General features: G+C 48.4%; 12 protein-coding genes. 6 read left to right on the forward strand and 6 right to left on the reverse strand.

Features of this window, described 5'->3' with window-relative positions:
* Positions 1-56 precede the first annotated feature (56 nt).
* From ACYUJT_RS15215 to ACYUJT_RS15225, 3 genes are all read left to right on the forward strand, one after another.
* On the forward strand, positions 57-1,322 hold the full coding sequence (locus tag ACYUJT_RS15215) for a phytoene desaturase family protein (RefSeq protein ID WP_460323651.1): 1,266 nt from the start codon (positions 57-59) through the stop codon (positions 1,320-1,322).
* A 435-nt stretch (positions 1,323-1,757) separates the two neighbouring features.
* Positions 1,758-2,906 (forward strand): glycerate kinase family protein, encoded by a 1,149-nt coding sequence (locus ACYUJT_RS15220; RefSeq protein WP_460323653.1) that lies wholly within the window; start codon positions 1,758-1,760, stop codon positions 2,904-2,906.
* Between the two features lie 107 nt (positions 2,907-3,013).
* Positions 3,014-5,926, forward strand: a complete 2,913-nt coding sequence (locus ACYUJT_RS15225; RefSeq protein WP_460323655.1) for a glycoside hydrolase family 3 C-terminal domain-containing protein — start codon at positions 3,014-3,016, stop codon at positions 5,924-5,926.
* A 93-nt stretch (positions 5,927-6,019) separates the two neighbouring features.
* Here the strand turns inward: ACYUJT_RS15225 and ACYUJT_RS15230 are convergent, their stop codons facing one another.
* Positions 6,020-6,901: a GNAT family N-acetyltransferase gene (locus tag ACYUJT_RS15230; RefSeq protein ID WP_460323657.1), complete on the reverse strand. Its 882-nt coding sequence runs from the start codon at positions 6,899-6,901 to the stop codon at positions 6,020-6,022.
* 234 nt (positions 6,902-7,135) lie between these two features.
* Between ACYUJT_RS15230 and ACYUJT_RS15235 the strand changes: the two genes are divergently transcribed.
* Entirely contained in the window at positions 7,136-7,426 is a 291-nt protein-coding gene (locus ACYUJT_RS15235) for an alpha/beta-type small acid-soluble spore protein (protein WP_460323659.1), read from the forward strand.
* 360 nt (positions 7,427-7,786) lie between these two features.
* Here the strand turns inward: ACYUJT_RS15235 and ACYUJT_RS15240 are convergent, their stop codons facing one another.
* The 4 genes from ACYUJT_RS15240 to ACYUJT_RS15255 are packed head-to-tail and all read right to left on the reverse strand — an operon-like array spanning position 7,787 to position 11,721.
* On the reverse strand, positions 7,787-8,605 hold the full coding sequence (locus ACYUJT_RS15240) for an ABC transporter ATP-binding protein (protein ID WP_460323661.1): 819 nt from the start codon (positions 8,603-8,605) through the stop codon (positions 7,787-7,789).
* Positions 8,605-9,636 carry a FecCD family ABC transporter permease gene (locus ACYUJT_RS15245; RefSeq protein WP_460323663.1) on the reverse strand — a complete coding sequence of 344 codons (1,032 nt, stop codon included), beginning with the start codon at positions 9,634-9,636 and terminating at the stop codon, positions 8,605-8,607. Before ACYUJT_RS15245 ends, ACYUJT_RS15240 begins: the two co-directional genes overlap by 1 nt.
* Positions 9,633-10,643 (reverse strand): FecCD family ABC transporter permease, encoded by a 1,011-nt coding sequence (locus ACYUJT_RS15250; RefSeq protein ID WP_460323665.1) that lies wholly within the window; start codon positions 10,641-10,643, stop codon positions 9,633-9,635. Before ACYUJT_RS15250 ends, ACYUJT_RS15245 begins: the two co-directional genes overlap by 4 nt.
* Positions 10,636-11,721, reverse strand: a complete 1,086-nt coding sequence (locus tag ACYUJT_RS15255) for an iron-siderophore ABC transporter substrate-binding protein (protein WP_460323667.1) — start codon at positions 11,719-11,721, stop codon at positions 10,636-10,638. Before ACYUJT_RS15255 ends, ACYUJT_RS15250 begins: the two co-directional genes overlap by 8 nt.
* A gap of 245 nt (positions 11,722-11,966) precedes the next feature.
* Here ACYUJT_RS15255 and hprK point away from each other — a divergent pair, with 245 nt between their 5' ends.
* Together hprK and ACYUJT_RS15265 are read left to right on the forward strand one after the other, a co-directional pair.
* Positions 11,967-12,884, forward strand: a complete 918-nt coding sequence (gene hprK / locus ACYUJT_RS15260) for an HPr(Ser) kinase/phosphatase (protein WP_460323669.1) — start codon at positions 11,967-11,969, stop codon at positions 12,882-12,884.
* A gap of 136 nt (positions 12,885-13,020) precedes the next feature.
* Complete coding sequence (locus tag ACYUJT_RS15265; RefSeq protein WP_460323671.1) at positions 13,021-14,481, forward strand: CAP domain-containing protein; 1,461 nt, start codon at positions 13,021-13,023, stop codon at positions 14,479-14,481.
* A gap of 124 nt (positions 14,482-14,605) precedes the next feature.
* Here ACYUJT_RS15265 and ACYUJT_RS15270 read toward each other — a convergent pair whose 3' ends face one another.
* Positions 14,606-18,886 (reverse strand): S-layer homology domain-containing protein, encoded by a 4,281-nt coding sequence (locus tag ACYUJT_RS15270; RefSeq protein WP_460323673.1) that lies wholly within the window; start codon positions 18,884-18,886, stop codon positions 14,606-14,608.
* Positions 18,887-19,037: the final 151 nt, after the last annotated feature.

Here is a 19,037-nt window from a genome sequence, read left to right on the forward strand (position 1 = left end):
ATTTTTTCAAAAAGAATGACAGTAAGTACTGACAGACAATGGGAGGGGAGATTGAAATGGCAAGTATAGGGAATGCGTATGATGTTGCCGTGATCGGCGGAGGGCTGACAGGGCTGACTGCCGCCGTTTATCTGGCAAGGTCGGGGAAATCCGTGGTGGTGCTGGACAAAGACAGCCGTTTGGGCGGGCTTGCCCAAACGGTACGGATGAATGGCGCATGCTTCAATCTGGGGCCCCATGCGATGTATGAAGGAGGGGCCGCGCTTAGCATTCTGAGAGAACTGGATTGCCTGCCTGACGGAGGGTACGCATCCAAGAGCGGGATGATTGGCATTTGGCAAGGGAAGATCGTAAGGGTTCCTGCCGACTTGACCCCGGAAGAAAATGCGGAATGGAGCAAGCTGATGGGCGGGTTAAGCCAAATCGACACAGAGCCGATTCGTTCGGTCAGTCTTCAAGAGTGGGCGGCTCGGCACGTCCGGCATGAACGGGTGCGCCACTTCTTCTACGCCATGTGCCAGCAATGGTCTTATTGCGACGAAATGAGCGAGCTAAGCGCTGGTTACGTGATCGAGCAGGGGCAGCTCGCTGGTCAAGGTGTCCGTTACGTGGAGGACGGCTGGCAGACTGTTGTGAACGATTTGCACCATGCAGCCGTTCAGGCCGGTGCCGCCGTCGTGACCGGCCATAGAGCTGAGCAAATTCTGCTGAGAGCCGGAAATGTTCATGCGCTAGCGCTGTCGGATGGGACGGAAATCAAGGTGGATGCCGTTATCGCGGCATGCGGTCCGCGTGAGGTATGCCGGCTCGTTGAGGGTTCGGAAAAAATGTCGATCGGGAGATGGAAGAATGAATCACGTCCTTTGTACGCCGCATGCCTGGACATCGCGCTAAGACAGCTGCCGTATCCGGAGCGCGTTTTTGCACTTGGGCTGGATCAACCTTTGTATTTCTCCAAACATTCGGGGGCTGTCCGATTGAGCGATAACGGCGCACACGTACTCCATGTAATGAGATATAACGACAATGAGGCTGCAAGGGACGGCAAGTCAGATGAAAGCGAGCTTGCGGGCCTCCTTGATTTACTAGAGCCTGGTTGGAACCAGGAAGTTGTGGCTATCCGTTTCTCGCCGAATGTCCTTGTCGCCCATGATTCACGCACGATCCGCCATTGTGGCGCGGGGCCGGCTCCCAGCCCGGTCGTTCCGGAGGTCCAAGGTTTGTACGTTGCCGGCGACTGGGTTGGTTCGGAGGGGCGGCTCGCCGACGCAGGAATGGCCAGTGCGAAGCAGGCTGCCCAGGATGTGCTGCGCCATGGCTGATGCTATTTCGACAATTTCGCCGAAAGGGGTATCGGTTGCCTACTCGCTAGCCGTCGTTAATGCTGTTGTCATCGGGATGTCTAAAAGCGAATAATCGGGGTCTGGAGCAGGCTGCGAGCGTGATGCTGTACCAAGCCTTTCTGGACAGCTACCAAGAAAGTCATCCCAACGATACGATCATAGAGCTTGATCTGTGCGAATGTCGTTGTAGAAGGGCATCACCAATTTGGGGACCAAGCAGAAGCCCTTATTGCTGAAGGAATCGCGAATGCCAAGAAAGCAGCTGTTGGCTTCTAAGGTTCAAAGCCTCCTCAATTCGTATTTATCAGCATATATATGCCAATTCCAAGTCTGTTGCCTTATAATATTTTCAGTGTATCGTAATTGGAAATATCGCATATCTATTTGTAGCGATGAAGTCGTAAATTGGGGGGTATGAAACATACAATGGCAAAAAAGTTTGTGCTGGCTCCCGATTCTTTTAAAGAAAGCATGACAGCAAAAGAAGTTTGCGAGGCAATGGAATTGGGGATCAAAAGAGCCATTCCTGACGCGGAGTGTATTCATGTGCCGATGGCTGATGGCGGGGAAGGTACCGTGCAGTCTTTGGTTGATGCTACAGGCGGCAAATTGATCCAAAAGGAAGTGACTGGCCCTCTGGGTATAGAGGTCGTTGCTCACTATGGCATTCTGGGTGACGGAAAAACAGGCGTTATTGAAATGGCATCAGCCAGTGGTATTCATCATGTAACTAAGGAAAGCAAAAATCCACTGATTACAACGACCTATGGGGCAGGTGAATTAATAAAGGATTGTATCGAAAGAGGCATAACAGATATCATTCTGGGCCTAGGAGGAAGCGCTACGAATGATGCAGGCACGGGAATGGCTGCGGCACTGGGGTATAAGTTCCTGAATAAGCAGGGGGAAGAGCTATTGCTTGGTGGGGGATATCTCAACGAACTGGACAAGATTGATGTTACGGATGTTCTTCCGGAGCTGAAGCGTATGAATATTGTTGTGGCATCGGATGTCACTAATCCATTGTGCGGTGAGCGCGGGGCGTCGGTTGTTTTTGGCCCGCAGAAGGGTGCTACACCTGAAATGGTGCAAGTTTTGGATAGAAACTTAAGGCACTTCAGTGAAATCGTGAAACAGCAGCTTGGAGTTGATATTGCAGACATACCAGGGTCAGGGGCAGCAGGCGGACTTGGCGGGGGATTGCTGGCTTTCACGAAAGCAACCATGAAAAAAGGGATTGATATCGTAGTCGAAAAAACAAATTTAAAAGAGGAACTGCAAAATGCCGATTACTGTTTTACAGGTGAAGGCGGTATCGATTCTCAAACGAAATTCGGTAAAGCGCCATTTGGTGTTGCGCAAGCAGCTAAAAGTGTTAACAGCAACATCAAAGTCATCGCAGTGGCTGGACATGTAGGCAAGGATGTTGAGGCTTTGTACAATGAAGGATTTGATGCGATCTTTGGAATTGTGCCTGGCGCAGCGGATCTCGAATTTTTGTTGGCTAGAGGCAGAGAAAATATTGCTCGCACATCTGAAAGTATCGCCAGGTTGTTAAAATAAAAAATCCCTAATAATCTAGGAAAATGCCTCTAATTATTCGGGTAGCAGCAGGAGGTGATATTAGATAGAATGACGGCGTGAGGGAACTGACGATAAGGAGGTTCAATATGTCTGAAATAAGTAAATATCCGTTCCAGGACACATCTCTTCCGCTGGAGGAACGGGTCAACGACCTGGTCTCCCGGTTCACGCTGGAGGAGAAAGTGGGACTCATGATTCAATACCAGACAGCCGTCGAACGTCTGAGCGTGAAAGCGTATAAACACGGTACGGAAGCAGCGCACGGTATGGCCTGGCTTGGCGAAGCCACGGGATACCCGCAGCCGATCGGTCTGGGGTGTACTTGGGATACCGATCTGATGCAGCGAATTGGCAGCGCTATCGGCGATGAGGCGAGAGGTTTTTTTAAACGGAATCCGGAGGTAAACGGATTGACACTGTGGGCGCCGACCGTTGACATGGAGCGTGATCCGCGCTGGGGCCGGACGGAGGAAGCGTACGGTGAAGACCCGTTATTGACTGGTAAGCTGGCAGCGGCTCTCGCTCAAGGGATTCAGGGAAATCATCCGAAGTATTTGAAAGCGGTTGCTACCCTGAAGCATTTTATTGCCAACAACAACGAAGCAGGCCGCGGCGATCAATCAGTCAGTATCGATCCGCGCAATATGCGTGAATATTATTTGAAGGCATTTGAAATTCCATTCAAGGAAGGCGGGGTCCAGTCCATGATGACGGCATACAATGCCGTTAATGGCGTGCCAGCTAACCTTATGCCCGAGGTCAACGAGATCGTGAAAAAAGAATGGGGGATGGACGGTTTTGTCGTCAGCGATGCTTTTGACGTGTCTGGCACGGTGCGTGATCACGGCTACCTGGAGACGTACAAGGAAGCGGTTGCCCGTTCTGTGAAGGAAGGTGGTATTGACAGCATTACCGATGATGGGGAGTTGATCAAGCAGGCGTTACGCGAAGCGCTAGCGGAAGGGCTGCTTGCAGAAGCTGACCTTGATACAGCACTGCGTAACACGTTCCGGGTCCGCTTCCGGCTGGGCGAGTTCGACCCGGAGGAAGACAATCCGTATGCGGCGATTGATGAGTCCGTGATTTTGCATCCGGCACATGCCGAGCTGTCGCGCGAAGCAGCAGGCAAGGCGGTCGTGCTCCTGAAAAATGAAGGGGGCATGCTGCCGCTGCAGGCCAATAAGCTGAAGAAAGTCGCTGTGATCGGGCCGCTTGGCGGCACCGTGTATCGCGACTGGTACAGCGGCTTTTTGCCTTACGCTATCACGCCGCTGCAGGGCATTCAGGAGAAGCTGGATGCCTATGGGGGACAAACGGTATTCACCGGTGGTACAGACCGCGTCATACTAAAGGCGAAACGCAATGGACGCTATGTACAGGTGCAGGATGGCGAACAGGCAGCTCTGGCTGCGACCGGCCAAGCAGCGGAACATGCTGCCGTATTTGAAGTGACGGATTGGGGCTGGGACAGTCATACGATCATCGCGGAACATAACGGCCGTTATTTGACGACGGATGATCGGATTGTGAAAGCTTCGGCGGATAACATTTGGGAATGGTTCACTAAGGAAGTGTTCCTCGTTCGTTCTTCGAAAGAGGGAGCAGGTACAGTAACATTCTCGACATGGAACGATATTCCGGTAACGGTGAAAGGGGACACTGGCGGGCTGTTTGTCGGCAGCGGCAGTGCGGAAGAAACGGCCAACGAGATCAACGTGGCTGGAGCAGCGTCCGTAGCAAGCGGCGAAGAGGATAAGATTGTTGTTGCGGACGTCTTTGAAGTGGAGACGCTGACGGATAAATACGAGGCTGCAAAAGCAGCCGCGAGCGAGGCAGATGTGGCCGTCGTATTCGTCGGCAACCATCCGTTGATCAATGGCAAGGAGACGGCCGACCGACCGGATATTACGCTGCCCGATTCGCAGGAGCAGTTGATCAAGGAAGTGCTGTCCGTAAATCCGAACACCGTTGTAGTTGTGGTGGGCAGTTATCCGTATGCCCTTAATTGGGCGGACGGCCATGTTCCGGCCATCGTATACACAACGCATGCCGGTCAGGAACTGGGACATAGTTTAGCTGACGTACTCTTTGGCGACGTAAACCCGGCGGGGCGTTTAAATATGACTTGGTATAAATCGGTTGATCAGCTGCCGGACTTTATGGATTACGACATCATTAAGGGAGGAAGAACCTACCGTTACTTTGAAGGCGAAGCGCTGTACCCGTTCGGACACGGTCTGTCCTACAGCACCTTCCAATATGGCGGATTGTGCGTAGACCGTAACCAGGCTTCGGCGGATCAAGACCGGGAAATCGGCCTTACGGTAAGCGTGACTAATCTTTCGGACCGTGCGGGAGAGGAAGTGGTGCAACTGTACGGGCGAGCGGAGCAATCGCGCGTGAAGCGGCCACTGAAGCAGTTGCTTGCTTTCCGGCGGGTGCTGCTGCAGCCGGGTGAGTCGGTTGACGTGAGCTTCGTGCTGCCCCTTTCCGAACTGGCGATATGGGACGTTACTCGCGAGCGCTATTGCATCGAAAACGGCAAATACATCTTTATGGCCGGTCCTTCTTCGGCAAGCCTGCCGGTGAGCGCAGCACTTGAGGTGCAAGGCGAGGCCATCCCGCCGCGCGACTTGAAGCAGCCTGTGAAGGCGATCAATTATGACGCCTACGATGGCGTGCTGCTCGGCGAATGCCAGGAAGGCGGCAGCGCCATAGAGGTTAAAGCGCAATCCGGCTGGATTGCCTTTAAAGACGCTGAGTTTGGTGAAGGCGTGAATAAGGTCGCGCTTCGGGCAGTCAGCCAGACGGCGGAGGCTTTCGCGGAGATCCGACTGCAGAACGCGGATGGGCCGCTTGCGGGCCGAATCGAGTTAGCGGTCGGCAGTGCTCAGGAATGGCGCGATTATACCGCTGAGGTGAGTGGCGTAAGCGGACGTCAGGATGTGTTCATCGTTCTTAACGGCAAAGCTTCGGTGAGCACGGTACAATTTCTGTAACAGCCTATTGCTAATGGGCTGTTGGCTTCTAAGAATTCAAAGCCTCCTCATTTCGTGAGGAGGCTTTTACTTGTGTTAGTTATTTAGTAGTTTTCAGCAGAGTTCTAGAGTTTTATTTAATGAGATTACATAATAATGAAACTCAGAAGACACCTCGAACCCTATCGATTGATAGAGGTTTAGCGCACGTCTATTGTCAGTTACTACTCCCAGGCGAATTGTGGCACACTCCTGTTCCAGTAAAATTTTAACTACCTGATTCAGAATTTTACGGCCATATCCTTTACCTTGATGTAGCGGAAGCACACATAAGTCGTGAATAACAGCAGTGTCCCTACTCACGTAATTGACCCTGATCATCCCAATTGGTTTCAGGTTGTCCAGAGCGATGTAACTAACTCGTTCAGGTTCTCTTGTACGAGCAAAATAGTTCCTAGTCCAAGTCTCCGAATCGCCAAAGGCTTGTGATGAACAGGTAATCATAAATTCTAAATCTTGATCTTCCGCTAATCGTAAAATGAAAGCCGGGTGATTTGATGCATCTGCCTGGAATTGTTTTAGGTTCATCGAAAATTCCGACGTATGAAAGTTTGCCCCTGAATGTTTCATAAAGCCTATACCTGGTTCTGAATTAAACGGTATCCGAAAGCGGCAGACTTGAATTCCCCTGGCTTGCATTTCGGACAGCGCCCGTTTCAGTAGAGCGGTAAAAACGCCCTTGCGTCGAAAGTCGGGATGAACCATCCCGTTAATATTTGCTTCAGTTCCATCGGAAGTATACCAACTTAAAAAGCCAATTAATCGATTATCGAAAAAACAAAGGTATGCCTCATCTCCGTCTATAGCTTTAAGACTTTCTATGCCCACCCTTAAATTTGACCTATCGTTTATTTTGCAAAGTTGTTCTAAGGTTCGAATTCGATAAATCTGATCATTGGAGTAGTCTTCCATTTTAATTATCTGATATTCTTGCATGATGTGGTTGCCCTCATTAAGGAGGAAACACGCAGTTTATGGACGAGTAGGCGCTATCCTCATATAATCTGTCCGTTCATTTATGGTTACCATTGAAACCGCCTCCTCGATAATGGATGATTCTATTTTTCACTAATTAACGATAAAGGTCAATGTCTACAAAAAAAGTGAATCAGAATGAATGTTACGACTTCCGGGCATGTTAGGACAAAAGCATAAGGGGTGTTCATTGAGATGGCAAGAAAAAGAAGGAGATATGTCGTTCCGGGAGCAGAAGAAGGCATGCAGGCTTTTAAAGCAGACGTGATGAGGCGCGAAGGATACACTGTTGACCCCAATCGGCCGGACGATGTCAAATATGAAGTAGCGGAAGAACTAGGTGTACCCTTACAGCCTGGTGGAAATGGTGATTTGAAGACGGAATCGGTTGGTCAGATAGGCGGTAAAATTGGCGGATCCATGGTCCGGGAAATGGTTCGGCTTGCTGAGCAGCAGCTAGCGAAAAAGGATCAGCATGGTTTATGAGTAAATTGTTCTCGTAAAACACTAATAAAAACTGACCGTGGCGAAGCTTCAGTCTGCATGGTCAGTTTTTTGTCGTAAATAGTTTGTTAGCCGCCATGAGTATATCTGGCTTGGCAAAGAGGATGTATAAGGTTGTACCTGTAAATAATACAGCGATTATGGATAGGGTAAGGGCAATAAGCTTAAAGGATTTCATTTGACACCTCAGCATGATATTTATTTATATCAAATAATTAAATAGTCCAATAGTCACATTAAATATTATCATTAGGATATCAAATGTTCAATGAAAAGACATATTCGATGGATTGGGGAACGCAAATAAGGACATCCGGTAAGGATGTCCTTAGAATTTGTCATTCAGATAGAAGCATATTCATCATTAACATGATACCGTCCTTTGGGTACTACCAAAGGGGAGCCGGAAATTGGATCCTCGATCACCGTGCAATCCAGCCCAAAAATGTCTCTGACTAAAGAGCTTGTAATAACCTCTGATGGTTTACCCTCTGCCATAAGCTGGCCTTTTTGAAGTGCAAAAATATGGTCTGCATATCGCGCGGACAAGTTAATATCATGAAGAACCATGACAATCGTCGTTCCGTATTTCCGGTTAAGGTCTGTGAGGAGGTCAAGAATTTCGACTTGATAGGTAATATCCAGAAAAGTTGTCGGTTCATCGAGAAATAAAATATCGGTTTGCTGCGCCAGAGCCATGGCGATCCATACGCGCTGCCTTTGACCGCCTGAAAGCTCGTCAATATGATGATTGGCCAGCTCCGTTATGTCCATGATCCTCATCGCTTCAGCAACAGCCTCGACATCCTGTTTAGTCCATCCAGTATGCCAGGATTGGTGCGGAAACCTGCCCCGTCCGACCAAATCAGCGACTGAAATTCCCTCCGGAACGATGGGGGACTGCGGCAGCAGCCCTATGACCCTGGCTAATTTCTTTGGCGGAATTTTGCCGATGGGCTTTCCGTCAAGAGTGATGCTGCCGGAGGCAGGCTTGATGAGCCTCGCCAGTGTTTTAAGAAGCGTAGACTTCCCACAGCCGTTTGCCCCAATAATAACGCTTATTTGATTGCTAGGAATAACAAGGCTTACCCCGTGAATAACTGTTTTATGATCATAGCCCGCTACGACTTGTTCCGCTTGAAAAATATGTGTCGGTTTCATTATAATTCTCCCTTTCGATTCATTCGGATGAGCAAGAAGATCAGATACGGCGCTCCGAGTAACCCGGTGATGACGCCCACAGGGAATCTGTACTCAAAAGCAAATTGTCCGATTAGATCCGCCGCTAACACCAAATTAACACCAACAAGGCCTGCCGGAATGACGTTAGAGAAGCCAACGCCGACCAGTCTTTTTGCGATCGGTCCCGATAGGAAGGAGATAAAGGCTATTGGACCTGTGGTAGCGGTAGCTATTGCAATCATGCAGACGGAACTCACAATGAGAGCGATTCTTGTCTTGTCCGTGTCTACACCGAGGGAAGAAGCCGATTGTTCTCCAAGTTCCAATATATCCAGATGTTTTCCCAGCACGATAACGATAGGCGCAAAAATAATAACCGTTATTACTAGAGGCGGGAGTTCGTGCATTTGAGAGCCATTGAGGCTGCCGGTGAGCCACCGTAGTGCTGCGGGAATATCCTGTTGTGCGCTTACGAGCAGCAGATAGGATATCACCGCATCAAGCATGGCCTGGATGCCTATTCCGACCAAGATTAATCGCCCGACCGAAAAGGATCTTCCTCTGGATAACATATAGATCAATAGAACGGTAGCAAGCCCGGCAATGACAGAGGCAGCGGAAACTACAGCTCCGCTTGTATGAAGCACGATGATGCAAAAAACAGCCGCCGCGCTTGAGCCGGAGGTAATCCCGATGACATTCGGATTCGCAAGGGGGTTGCGCAGCATGGTCTGGAAGGTGTATCCGGCAATGCCAAAGGCAAATCCGGCAAAAAAACCTGCCAGCATTCTTGGCAAACGTATCGTATTCACCGCAAAAGATACGCCTTTGAGGTGTTCCCCCGAAAGTGCCCGGATGACATCTTTCACCGGATAAATGGTGCTCCCCAGTAACAGCATAGCGCAGCAAAGCATGCCTGCAAGTACAGCAAGAAGGCTGGTGATAACAATCCAACGCCGGTATCTTTGACGTCTGCCCGCCATAATAAATTCAATCGATTGATTTTTCATAATGAACGCACTTTCGATTTCATCGCTAAAATGATGAGTATTGGAGCTCCAATGAATGCTGTTACGACTCCGACTTCAAGCTCTCCAGGGCTGCTGATGAGCCTGCCGAACACATCGGATATCGTTAAAATGATGGCTCCCGAAATCGCTGACATCGGTATAACGAATCGCAAGTCAGGGCCAAGAATCAGGCGGATGGCGTGAGTGGCCAACAGCCCGACAAAACCAATAGGGCCTGCCAGCGCGGTTGTTGCGCCGCACAGGAGAACCCCTGCAAGAGCCGCAACAAGCCTCAGCGTTCCTGTGCGAACGCCCTGACCGGTTGCAACCTCGTCTCCCAGTGCCAGTGCATTCAATGCTGGAGCCGTAATCACAGCTGTCAATATTCCGACTATCAGAAACGGTGCGAAGGTAGCAATCCCGCTCCAGGTTGCCGAACCGACGCTTCCCACCTGCCAAAACCTGAATTGATCCATGACATAAGAGCGTGGAATCATGATGGCCGTGACCAGGGAGGAGAGGGCGGCGCTTGTAGCGGCCCCTGCCAATACAAGCTTAATGGGCGTGGCTCCGCCACGCCCCATAGAGCCGATTCCGAATACGAAAATTGCCGTAATGGCAGCCCCGGCTAAAGCCAGCCATATATATTGATTAGCGGTGCTGATGTTCAGGAAGGCAATTCCGCAAACCACAAACAAGGATGCGCCTGTGTTGACTCCCAGTATGCTCGGGTCTGCAATTGGGTTGCGCGTGACCGATTGCATCAGCGCCCCGGAAACTCCGAGTGCCGCGCCGCCAAACAAGCTGAATACGGTTCGGGAAACTCGCTTGCGAACGACGTTTGCCCCGTAGGAGTCGACGTCTCGGTGGAACAAACCGTCGATCAGTTCATGAAAGCTGACCAGCCGAGAGCCTAAGACTAGGGAGGCAATCACGCATACTCCCAGCAGGGCAAAACAAATCACCAGAACTACCTTAAAATTCCTCGGGGTATGAGAACTACTCATTGATCTTACTGATAGCCTCATCGATTAATCCGAGATATTCATCAATGGTATAAGCAATCGAAAGCGGGTTTGGGTTTCCGGAAGCCGCCAGAGGCGTTCCGTTACCAATAAATACGACAGAACCTCTTTTGATCGCCGGAATTTTACCCAGCAGGGGATCTGCTTTCACGGCTTGATATAAGTCTTCGCCGCCATATCCGATCAATATATCGGCATCGTTAAGCATATCCGCATTCTCGGCGCTTAAATTCATGGAGTAGCTGGTTGGATCCGCAATCTGCTTCGTAACACTTTCAGGATAGACCAATCCTAGTTCTTCGAGAAAAGAGCCGCGAGGGTCTGCAGGCGTATAAATATGTAGTTTCGACATGTCTTTCGCCGAGAAGTTAACCCAGACTACTTTTTTACCCGGGATCTGAGGATGCTCGCCAGCCTTTTTCTTGATCAGGTCCTCTGTGTCCTTAATAAGTTGTTCGCCTTCCGCTTTCATGCCCATGCCTGTTGCATTCATCATGACTTGCTCACGCCAGGTGGTTAACCAAGGAGTGGTCGGATAGGCCACAACCGGAGCGATTTTACTAAGAATATCATAGTCTTCCTGTGTGATACCGGAGTAAGCTGCAAGAATGACGTCCGGGTCTGCGTCTGAAATTGCCTCAAAATCAAGGCCGTCCGTATCTTGGAAAACATTCGGGTCGCTTACGCCGAGTTCTTTGAGCTTCTCAGCTGTCCAAGGCAGTAGTCCGCTGTCATCTTGAACGCCATAATTCGCAGCCGAGAAGCCTACAGGCATAACGCCCAGAGCGAGAGCAACATCATGATTCGCCCATTGAATAGTAACGACTCGTTCAGGCTTGCTTTCGATTGTGGTTTCTCCAAAAGCATGCTTTATCACGATCGGATATTCCGCATCTGTCTCCTGGGCAGCAGGGGTTTCTGCTTTAGAAGTTTCGGTATTTACCGGAGCGCCCTCGCTTGGCGTTGAGCTGGATTGTTGACCTGAACAACCCGCTAAAGCTAGTACAAGACCCAATGAGATAAGCAATGGTTTGAATGAGAACCTTCGTTTTTTATTCATGTAAATATCCTTCCTTTATAAAAAAATGTAGTATTGACCCACCATTATGATAATGATTATCATTGTCAATAAATATATATTTGCATTTGTGGATTGTCAAGAAAATTTTGGATTTAGGCGGGTATGGACTTCAGTAAAACAAGCATCATAGCAGGAACAACCCTCCTGGTTGTTGAATATATCCGAAATCGAGTAATGAATAACAGGCGTATGCCAGGACGCCTTAGCCGCAGGAGGAGAACATCATGAAGACGGTCACTGTTCAAAAACTGAAGGAAGCCTTCCATCTGGAAGTGCTTACGGGAGACAGCCATATGGACCGTGAGATTACCCGTCCACGGACGCATAGACCTGGGCTGGAGTTTGTCGGGTATTTTGATTTTTTTCCTATGAACCGGGTTCAGGTGCTCGGCCGCAAGGAAATTAACTATTTATTGACCCTAACCGTAGAGGAACGCAAGCTGCATATCGGAAACGTCGTCAAATATCATCCGCCATGCTTCATTGTGACGTCAGGTCAGCAGGAGATCCCTTATCTGATCCTGTTCTGTGAGCAGGAGGGTATCCCGCTGCTGCGGACGAAGGAAACAACTACGGAATTTATCGCCAAGCTGGACAGCTATCTGATTAAGGCACTTGCCCCTGAAATATCGATCCATGGCGTATGTGTGAATGTATCGGGCATAGGCATTCTTCTTCGGGGTAAATCGGGGATTGGCAAAAGTGAAACAGCACATACGCTTATCCGGAGAGGCCACCGGTTCGTGGCCGACGATATTGTGGTGCTTAAGAAGCTCGGCCCGGCAACTCTTCTTGGGACGCATAATGAGACCACGCGCGAATTTCTTGCGCTGCGCAGCGTCGGCTTGATTAATGTTGTACGGCAGTACGGGCGCAGGGCCTTTCAAGACGAGACACGAATCGTGCTCGACATAGAACTGGCCCCATGGCAGGAAAGCTCCTTGAATAATGAGCTGGAAGTAGAACCTCAGTTCACGGAATATCTAGGCGTCAAGATACCGCATATCGAAGTCCAACTTCAGCCGGGACGTGACGTCGCTGGTCTGATCGAGGCGGCGGCCAACAATTGGTACCTCAAGCAGCTCGGCTATAGTGCTGCCGAAGAGTTCATGAAGCGGATCGAAAACGAGATGCAGCAGTGATCCGGATCCTTGGAAACGAGAGACGAAATAATAGATTAAAATAAAACCCCTCCTTTGCAAGAAGGGGTTTTATTTTATTTTGTCGAATTAAGCAAGATTGTGTAGAAGAACATCATGAGTTTAAGGGGAGATTGCTGTGGGGAAGAGTCGTTGGTTAAAGGTAGCTGGTGTCGTAGGCATTACGGCAGCTGTATGGATCGGAGTGCCTAAGGGGATTTTAGCCGCTCCATCGATGTTTTCGGATGTGTCCAGCTCGCATTGGGCCTATGAAAAAATAATGTGGTCGAAGGATCAAGGGATAGCGAGTGGTTATCCGGATGGATCATTCAAACCCTCCAAATCAGTTACTGAGGCTGAATTTTTAGTCATGCTTCTGCGTACATACCCTGAACTGCAAGTAGAAGATACAAAGGCTGATGAGACATGGTACGCGCCTTATTATAGGTCGGCAAAAGAGTTGAATTTACAGGTAAACCAGCAACCCCATGAGTCGATTACACGTGGGCATGCAGCACAATTGATGACGGGGATGATGGGTAAAACCTTAACGGTGACGGAAGCCGTCCAGTTCATGTTAGACGAGGGTTTTGCTGAAGGCAAGAATGGATCAGGCGTCGATGGATTTGCACCGAAAGACACTTTAACTCGTGCAGAAGCGCAGACTTTCTTCTATCGTTTGCAACAGGGGGGACGGATAGAGGATGCTCCTGCTAAAGAGAAGGAAAACGTCGTAACACGGCAGGAGGAGGATAAAACTCAGCAGGAAGCCCAAACACCATCCGCCATAGAGCTGCTAGGCGTGCAAATCGGTGATTCCGAAGCTAACGTCATTGCTGCACTAGGACAGCCGAATCGTAAAGATCAAATCAGCAGTGACATGACATGGTACATTTATAACCGGGATTTAAAAAATTATGCCCAAATCGGGATGATGAATCAAGAGGTCGTTGCCTTATTTTCTAATGGGACAGGCTGGCGCTTTGGCGGCGGGGATAAGGGAAAAGGACTTGCCGATTTGAAATCAAGGGCCGACAAGTTATGGGGAGAAAGTATAAGCAGCTTTAATAATGTTATCAACTATAAAATGGATGACATTGAAATAACGCTGTTCACAGATGATCATGAGAATGGACGAGTTGATGGTGTATTTGTAACTAATAATAGCAATTTTGATTATGTGTACAATATTAATGTTACTGAAGACACATTAAAGGCATATGAGCTTCAAGTGTTTGATTTGACAAATACCTTCCGTGTAAGCAAAGGCTTGAAGCCCCTTACCTGGAATGAGAAGGCTGCTGTTGCCGCTCGCCTGCATAGCGAGGATATGGGGGTAAGGGATTTTTTTGCCCATAGGAATCCTGATGGCAAGTCAGTTGGTGACCGAATGGCCGCTCAAGGCTTGACTAAATCTATGGCAACAGGTGAAAATATTGCAGCTGGCCATAGTAGTGCAATTGATGCTCATTATGGTTGGCTACATTCCCTCGGACATCGGAATAATATGTTGACCAGTGGCTATACAACGCTTGGAGTTGGAGTTAAGTTTATAAATGATGTTCCATACTACACTCAAAACTTCTACACTCCGCGTTAATGATGTCAGCTTATAATATTGTGTTCTAGAATTCATTTATAGATAAAAAACAAACCCGGAGCGGCAGTCCTCGTAGAGTACGCCTTCCGGGTTTTTCTATGAATTAGCTCGTCAAAGCAAGGGGTTATTTTGCGCCCATACCGCCGATTAATTGTGCCTTTTCCAGCATTCGATGAACGAGCGCAGTGGCTTCGGCTCTGGTAATATTTGTCTTAGGCAGCAATCCGATGTCATTACCTTTGACCAGCTTGCTGTTCACGACTGCGGAGACACCTGGTTTAGCCCATGCCTCGACAGATGAGCCATCAGCGAATGCGGACAAAATGGATTCCGTATCGACACCGTTAACGTCCGTATCCAAATCAGTTAGTTTCATGGCCCTGGCAATTATGACCATGGCTTCCTCGCGCGTAATCGTCTTCCCAGGCTGGAATGTTCCATCTGCATATCCCTCAATAATGCCGTACTCCTGTGCCGCAGCAACGGCAGAATTGTACCAATCCGATGTGCCTACATCTTTGAAATCTGCAGACATTCCTTTATTGTCCATGCCAAGTGCCCGGACGATAATTGCAGCGAACTCGGCACGTGTAATCGGTGCATTAGGCGCATAGTGTTCAGCGTCAATACCGTTGACTACTTTTCTTGATACCAGGTCGGTGATAGCGTTGTTCGCCCAGTGCTCTTGTACATCCCCGAAAGTCTTCTGATGCGAAATCAGCAAATAAGTGCTGTTCGTCAAGCTCTTAATAACCGCGTAAGTTATTCCGTTGCGGGATACGATTTGTGTTGGCACATGGCGTATCGTTCCATCATCATTCAGGACGACTGCCGTCGTGATTTTGCTAGGGTCGGTGCCACTAGGAATCGGGATTTCACGCTCAACAAATTTGCTGAATTGAACGATATCTATCGTTTTATTCTTGTAAGTAGCTGTAATTGTAAAATCGACAGGTGCAGCCATTACGGTGAAAAGCCCCTTATCCGCAGCAGCCCCGACGAGTATTTCCTTAGTTGTGTCGCTCTTGGCAACAACCACTTGAACGGATAGGTCGCTCACCTGCACTTGTTCGCCAAATTCGGCGGACAAACGTTCAAGATTAAATTGTGCCGCAGGCAGCTTGTAATTGCCGTTAGGCGTCATAATCGCAAGAACGGTTTGCTGGAACTGTTCCAATGCGTTTAAGACGTCTCCGTCCAGGAGTACGGACACTTTATCTGCGTCCTGAGTCACGGAAATGACGAGTGTTTGATTGTCTCCATCTTTTGTTAGCTGTTCAATCATCTTGGCTGAATTAATGGATACATTTACAACGGTTTGGCCATTTTCGTTCGTGACTGTACTGGAAGTAATTTGATTTGTCATCGTCTGACCACTGCTTGGAGCGGGTGCCGAATTGCTTGAACTGGAGGAACTGGTTCCTGATGACGAGGGTGCAGATTCCCTTGTTACTCTAACCGTATAGGTTTTCAATGTTCCGTCCGCTGCAGTTACTTCTGTTGAAATGGTGTTGTTTCCTACAGCAAGATGAATTGGGCCGCTTTCTAGACCGCTAGTAACCACAGCTCCGTTCACTGTCAATGTCGACAGGCGATCATATACGGAAGCAGTCACCGTTACCGACGAAACATGGTTTGGAACAGTGGTTGTATAATTAAGAATTCTGTTATCGAAGGCAGGATTAAGCGTCCCCTGAGACAAGGCTAAGGTTCGCAGATCCGTCTTGCGATTCGCCTGAGGCACGGCGGTCACCTCTGCAGAAAGCGGGCTGACACCATTTTCATTACCGGCCTGTACCGCAAAATAATAAGTTAGATCGCTCGAAAGGCCCGTAATAAGAGTAGAATTCGTTGTACCGCTTAACTTTACTACTGGGTTGAAGTCATAGCTGCCCGTGGCAACACCTTGGTAAACTTGATAATAAGTAGCTCCTGTAACACTGTTCCACTGTAAGAACACTTGCCCGTCTTCTGGCGTAGTAGCGATAAGTCCCGTGGGTGCAGCCAACTCAATCGGAGACTCCGGTGTTGGATCTGCTGGCGGGATAATGCTTCCTGTGTAACGAGCCATTCGAATTTGGTTAGATACTCCGTTATATTCAGCCCACGCCGCGTAAAGCTCATCATTATACACTTCCAGAACGGGAGCGAATGCTCGTTTGGTTGCGTCCACATTTAGTCCGTCTCTTCCGCCACCGTCTGCATCATACCAATTTGTACCGTTAAACTGTTTAACACGTATTTGCTCGGCTTGTCCATTCATTTCCGACCATGTCGCAAAAAGTGAATCGCCGAACACCTGCAGATCGGGAGGGGTGGTTAACCCGACAGCCGTCGTGATACTTTCTACTGGCTCCCATCTTGTCCCATCAAAACGCATCATTTTCAATAGAGCACCACCAGCGCTTGGCTCGTTCCATACAACGTACAATTCATTATTGAACTCCACGATAGAGCTGATAGAGTTACCGATATCGGGCGATTCATTTACGCCCCCGTTATCCACATACACCCAGTCTTGCCCGTTGTACTTCTTGATTCTTGCTTTGTATTGCATCGAATCGTTCAATTCCAGCCAGGATCCATATAATTCGTTCTGGAATATAGCCAAGCTCGGTTTGCCAAAAGTGTGTGATGCGGCGTGCCCAAGCGATTTCCAGGTTCCATCGAATTTCTTGACATGAATGTCATATCCTACACTGGCAGATTCGGCCCAAGCTGCGTAAATTCCGTCATCCGCTGATAGAAGATTAGGGTGCAGCGCTTGATTTCGAGAATCCGTATTTAATCCGTTTCTGCAGCAATCAACGTCGTTGTCCCAAAATCCTAAATCGTTGTCCCATTTTTTGATTCGCAGTATTCTGACGTTTGCATCGTCGCGTTCTACCCATGATGCATATAATTGGTTGTTGAAGACGGCTAGTTTCGGAGCTTCAGCAACTTTTGTAGGATCAACGTTCAAACCTTCCGGTCCAGATAGGGGATAGACGGTTCCATTGGAGTATTTGCCTGACACAATCTTTCCATTTTCGACCCAGATAGTATACAACTCATCGTTAAATTGTTTCAGATCTGGATCATAGGAGTAAATCAAATTGCCATTTAACCCTATACTTATTTCATCATGAGCAGACGTCCAGGCGTTACCATCATATTGTTTGACCCTGACTTGATTCTGATAACCGTTACTTTCGATCCATGCCGCATAGAGTTTGCCGTCATATGCAGACAAATTGGGATTCATTGCACTTGGCTGCGAAGGATTTATATTCAAGACGCCTGGGCTAGCCTCTTCCCAGTTCGTTCCGTCATATTTTGTCACACGGAGTTCCCCGCCCCAGTTATTTCCGCTCACCTCGGACCAAGTTACATATAAAGCGTTATTATAAACTGTACTATATGGATGCCTTGCATTTTTCGACATATTTACATTTAATCCGACATTACCGCCGCCATCAGCAGATGTCCAATTTATTCCGTCGTACTTCTTGACTCGGAGCTGTGCTCCTGTGCCTGTTCCGTTATTTTCAGTAAATACAGCATACAAAGCGTTGTTAAACACGGTCAGACTGCCGTTTAAATTATCGAAAGAATCATTACCCAAACCGTCAGGTCCATCGACAAAAGACCATGTAGTACCGTCGAACTTTTTAACTCGGACCTGTGAAGCTGCACCGTTCCTTTCACTCCAGGATATGTATAAGTTGCCGTCATAAACAGCCGATGCAGAGCCGCTTGCGGACAAAGTTGGGTTCGCATTCAATCCTGCGCTGCTACCGCCGTCTACCCATTCCCAGGTTGAACCGTTGTATTTTTTAACTCGGATTTGATAAGGCCCATTGTCACCCTCTGCCCATACAATATAGAGATCGTTATTATAGACGATCAAATGGGGGGCATACGCAACTGAGGGAGAATTCATATTCAGTCCGTTGCTGCCTCCGCCATTTACGAAAGTCCATCTTGCACCGTCATATTTCTTGACTCTTATTAGGTTACCTTGGTTCGTTAGTTCATACCATGTTATGTATAGTTCGTTATGAAATACGGCCATCATAGGGCGGGTTGCCTCAGCCGATGGATCGGCATTGAAATTAGCACCGCCAGTTACATATTCCCAGTCCGTACCATTGAATTTTTTAATTTGAATTGTTCGTTTGTAGCTTGAGGACTCATCTTCAGACCAGGCTACGTATAGTTCGTTATTAAAATGAATCATGCTGGGTTCAGTTGTTGCTTTTGTAACGTCTACATTTAAACCCGTTGTGCTGTTTCCAATGGTCTGCCAATCGCTTGCGGCCATGGCTTTGCTAATGCCTTGCGGCAGCGGAAGAACAGCTGTAAAGAAGAGCAGGAATGCCATAAGTATTGGTATTGCTGTTCGCTTGCGTAACTTTAGTTTCATTTACTTCAACGCCTTTCGTAATATGGTTAGTTCTATTGTACTATTCGTCATCACCCAACATTTTCCTGCAACTAAAGACATATTTATATAGCTTCAACGTCATAAAACGACAAAACAAACACAAGCAATATGTATAATTTCAGGACAACTT

The organism is Paenibacillus sp. YSY-4.3 (assembly GCF_054767475.1).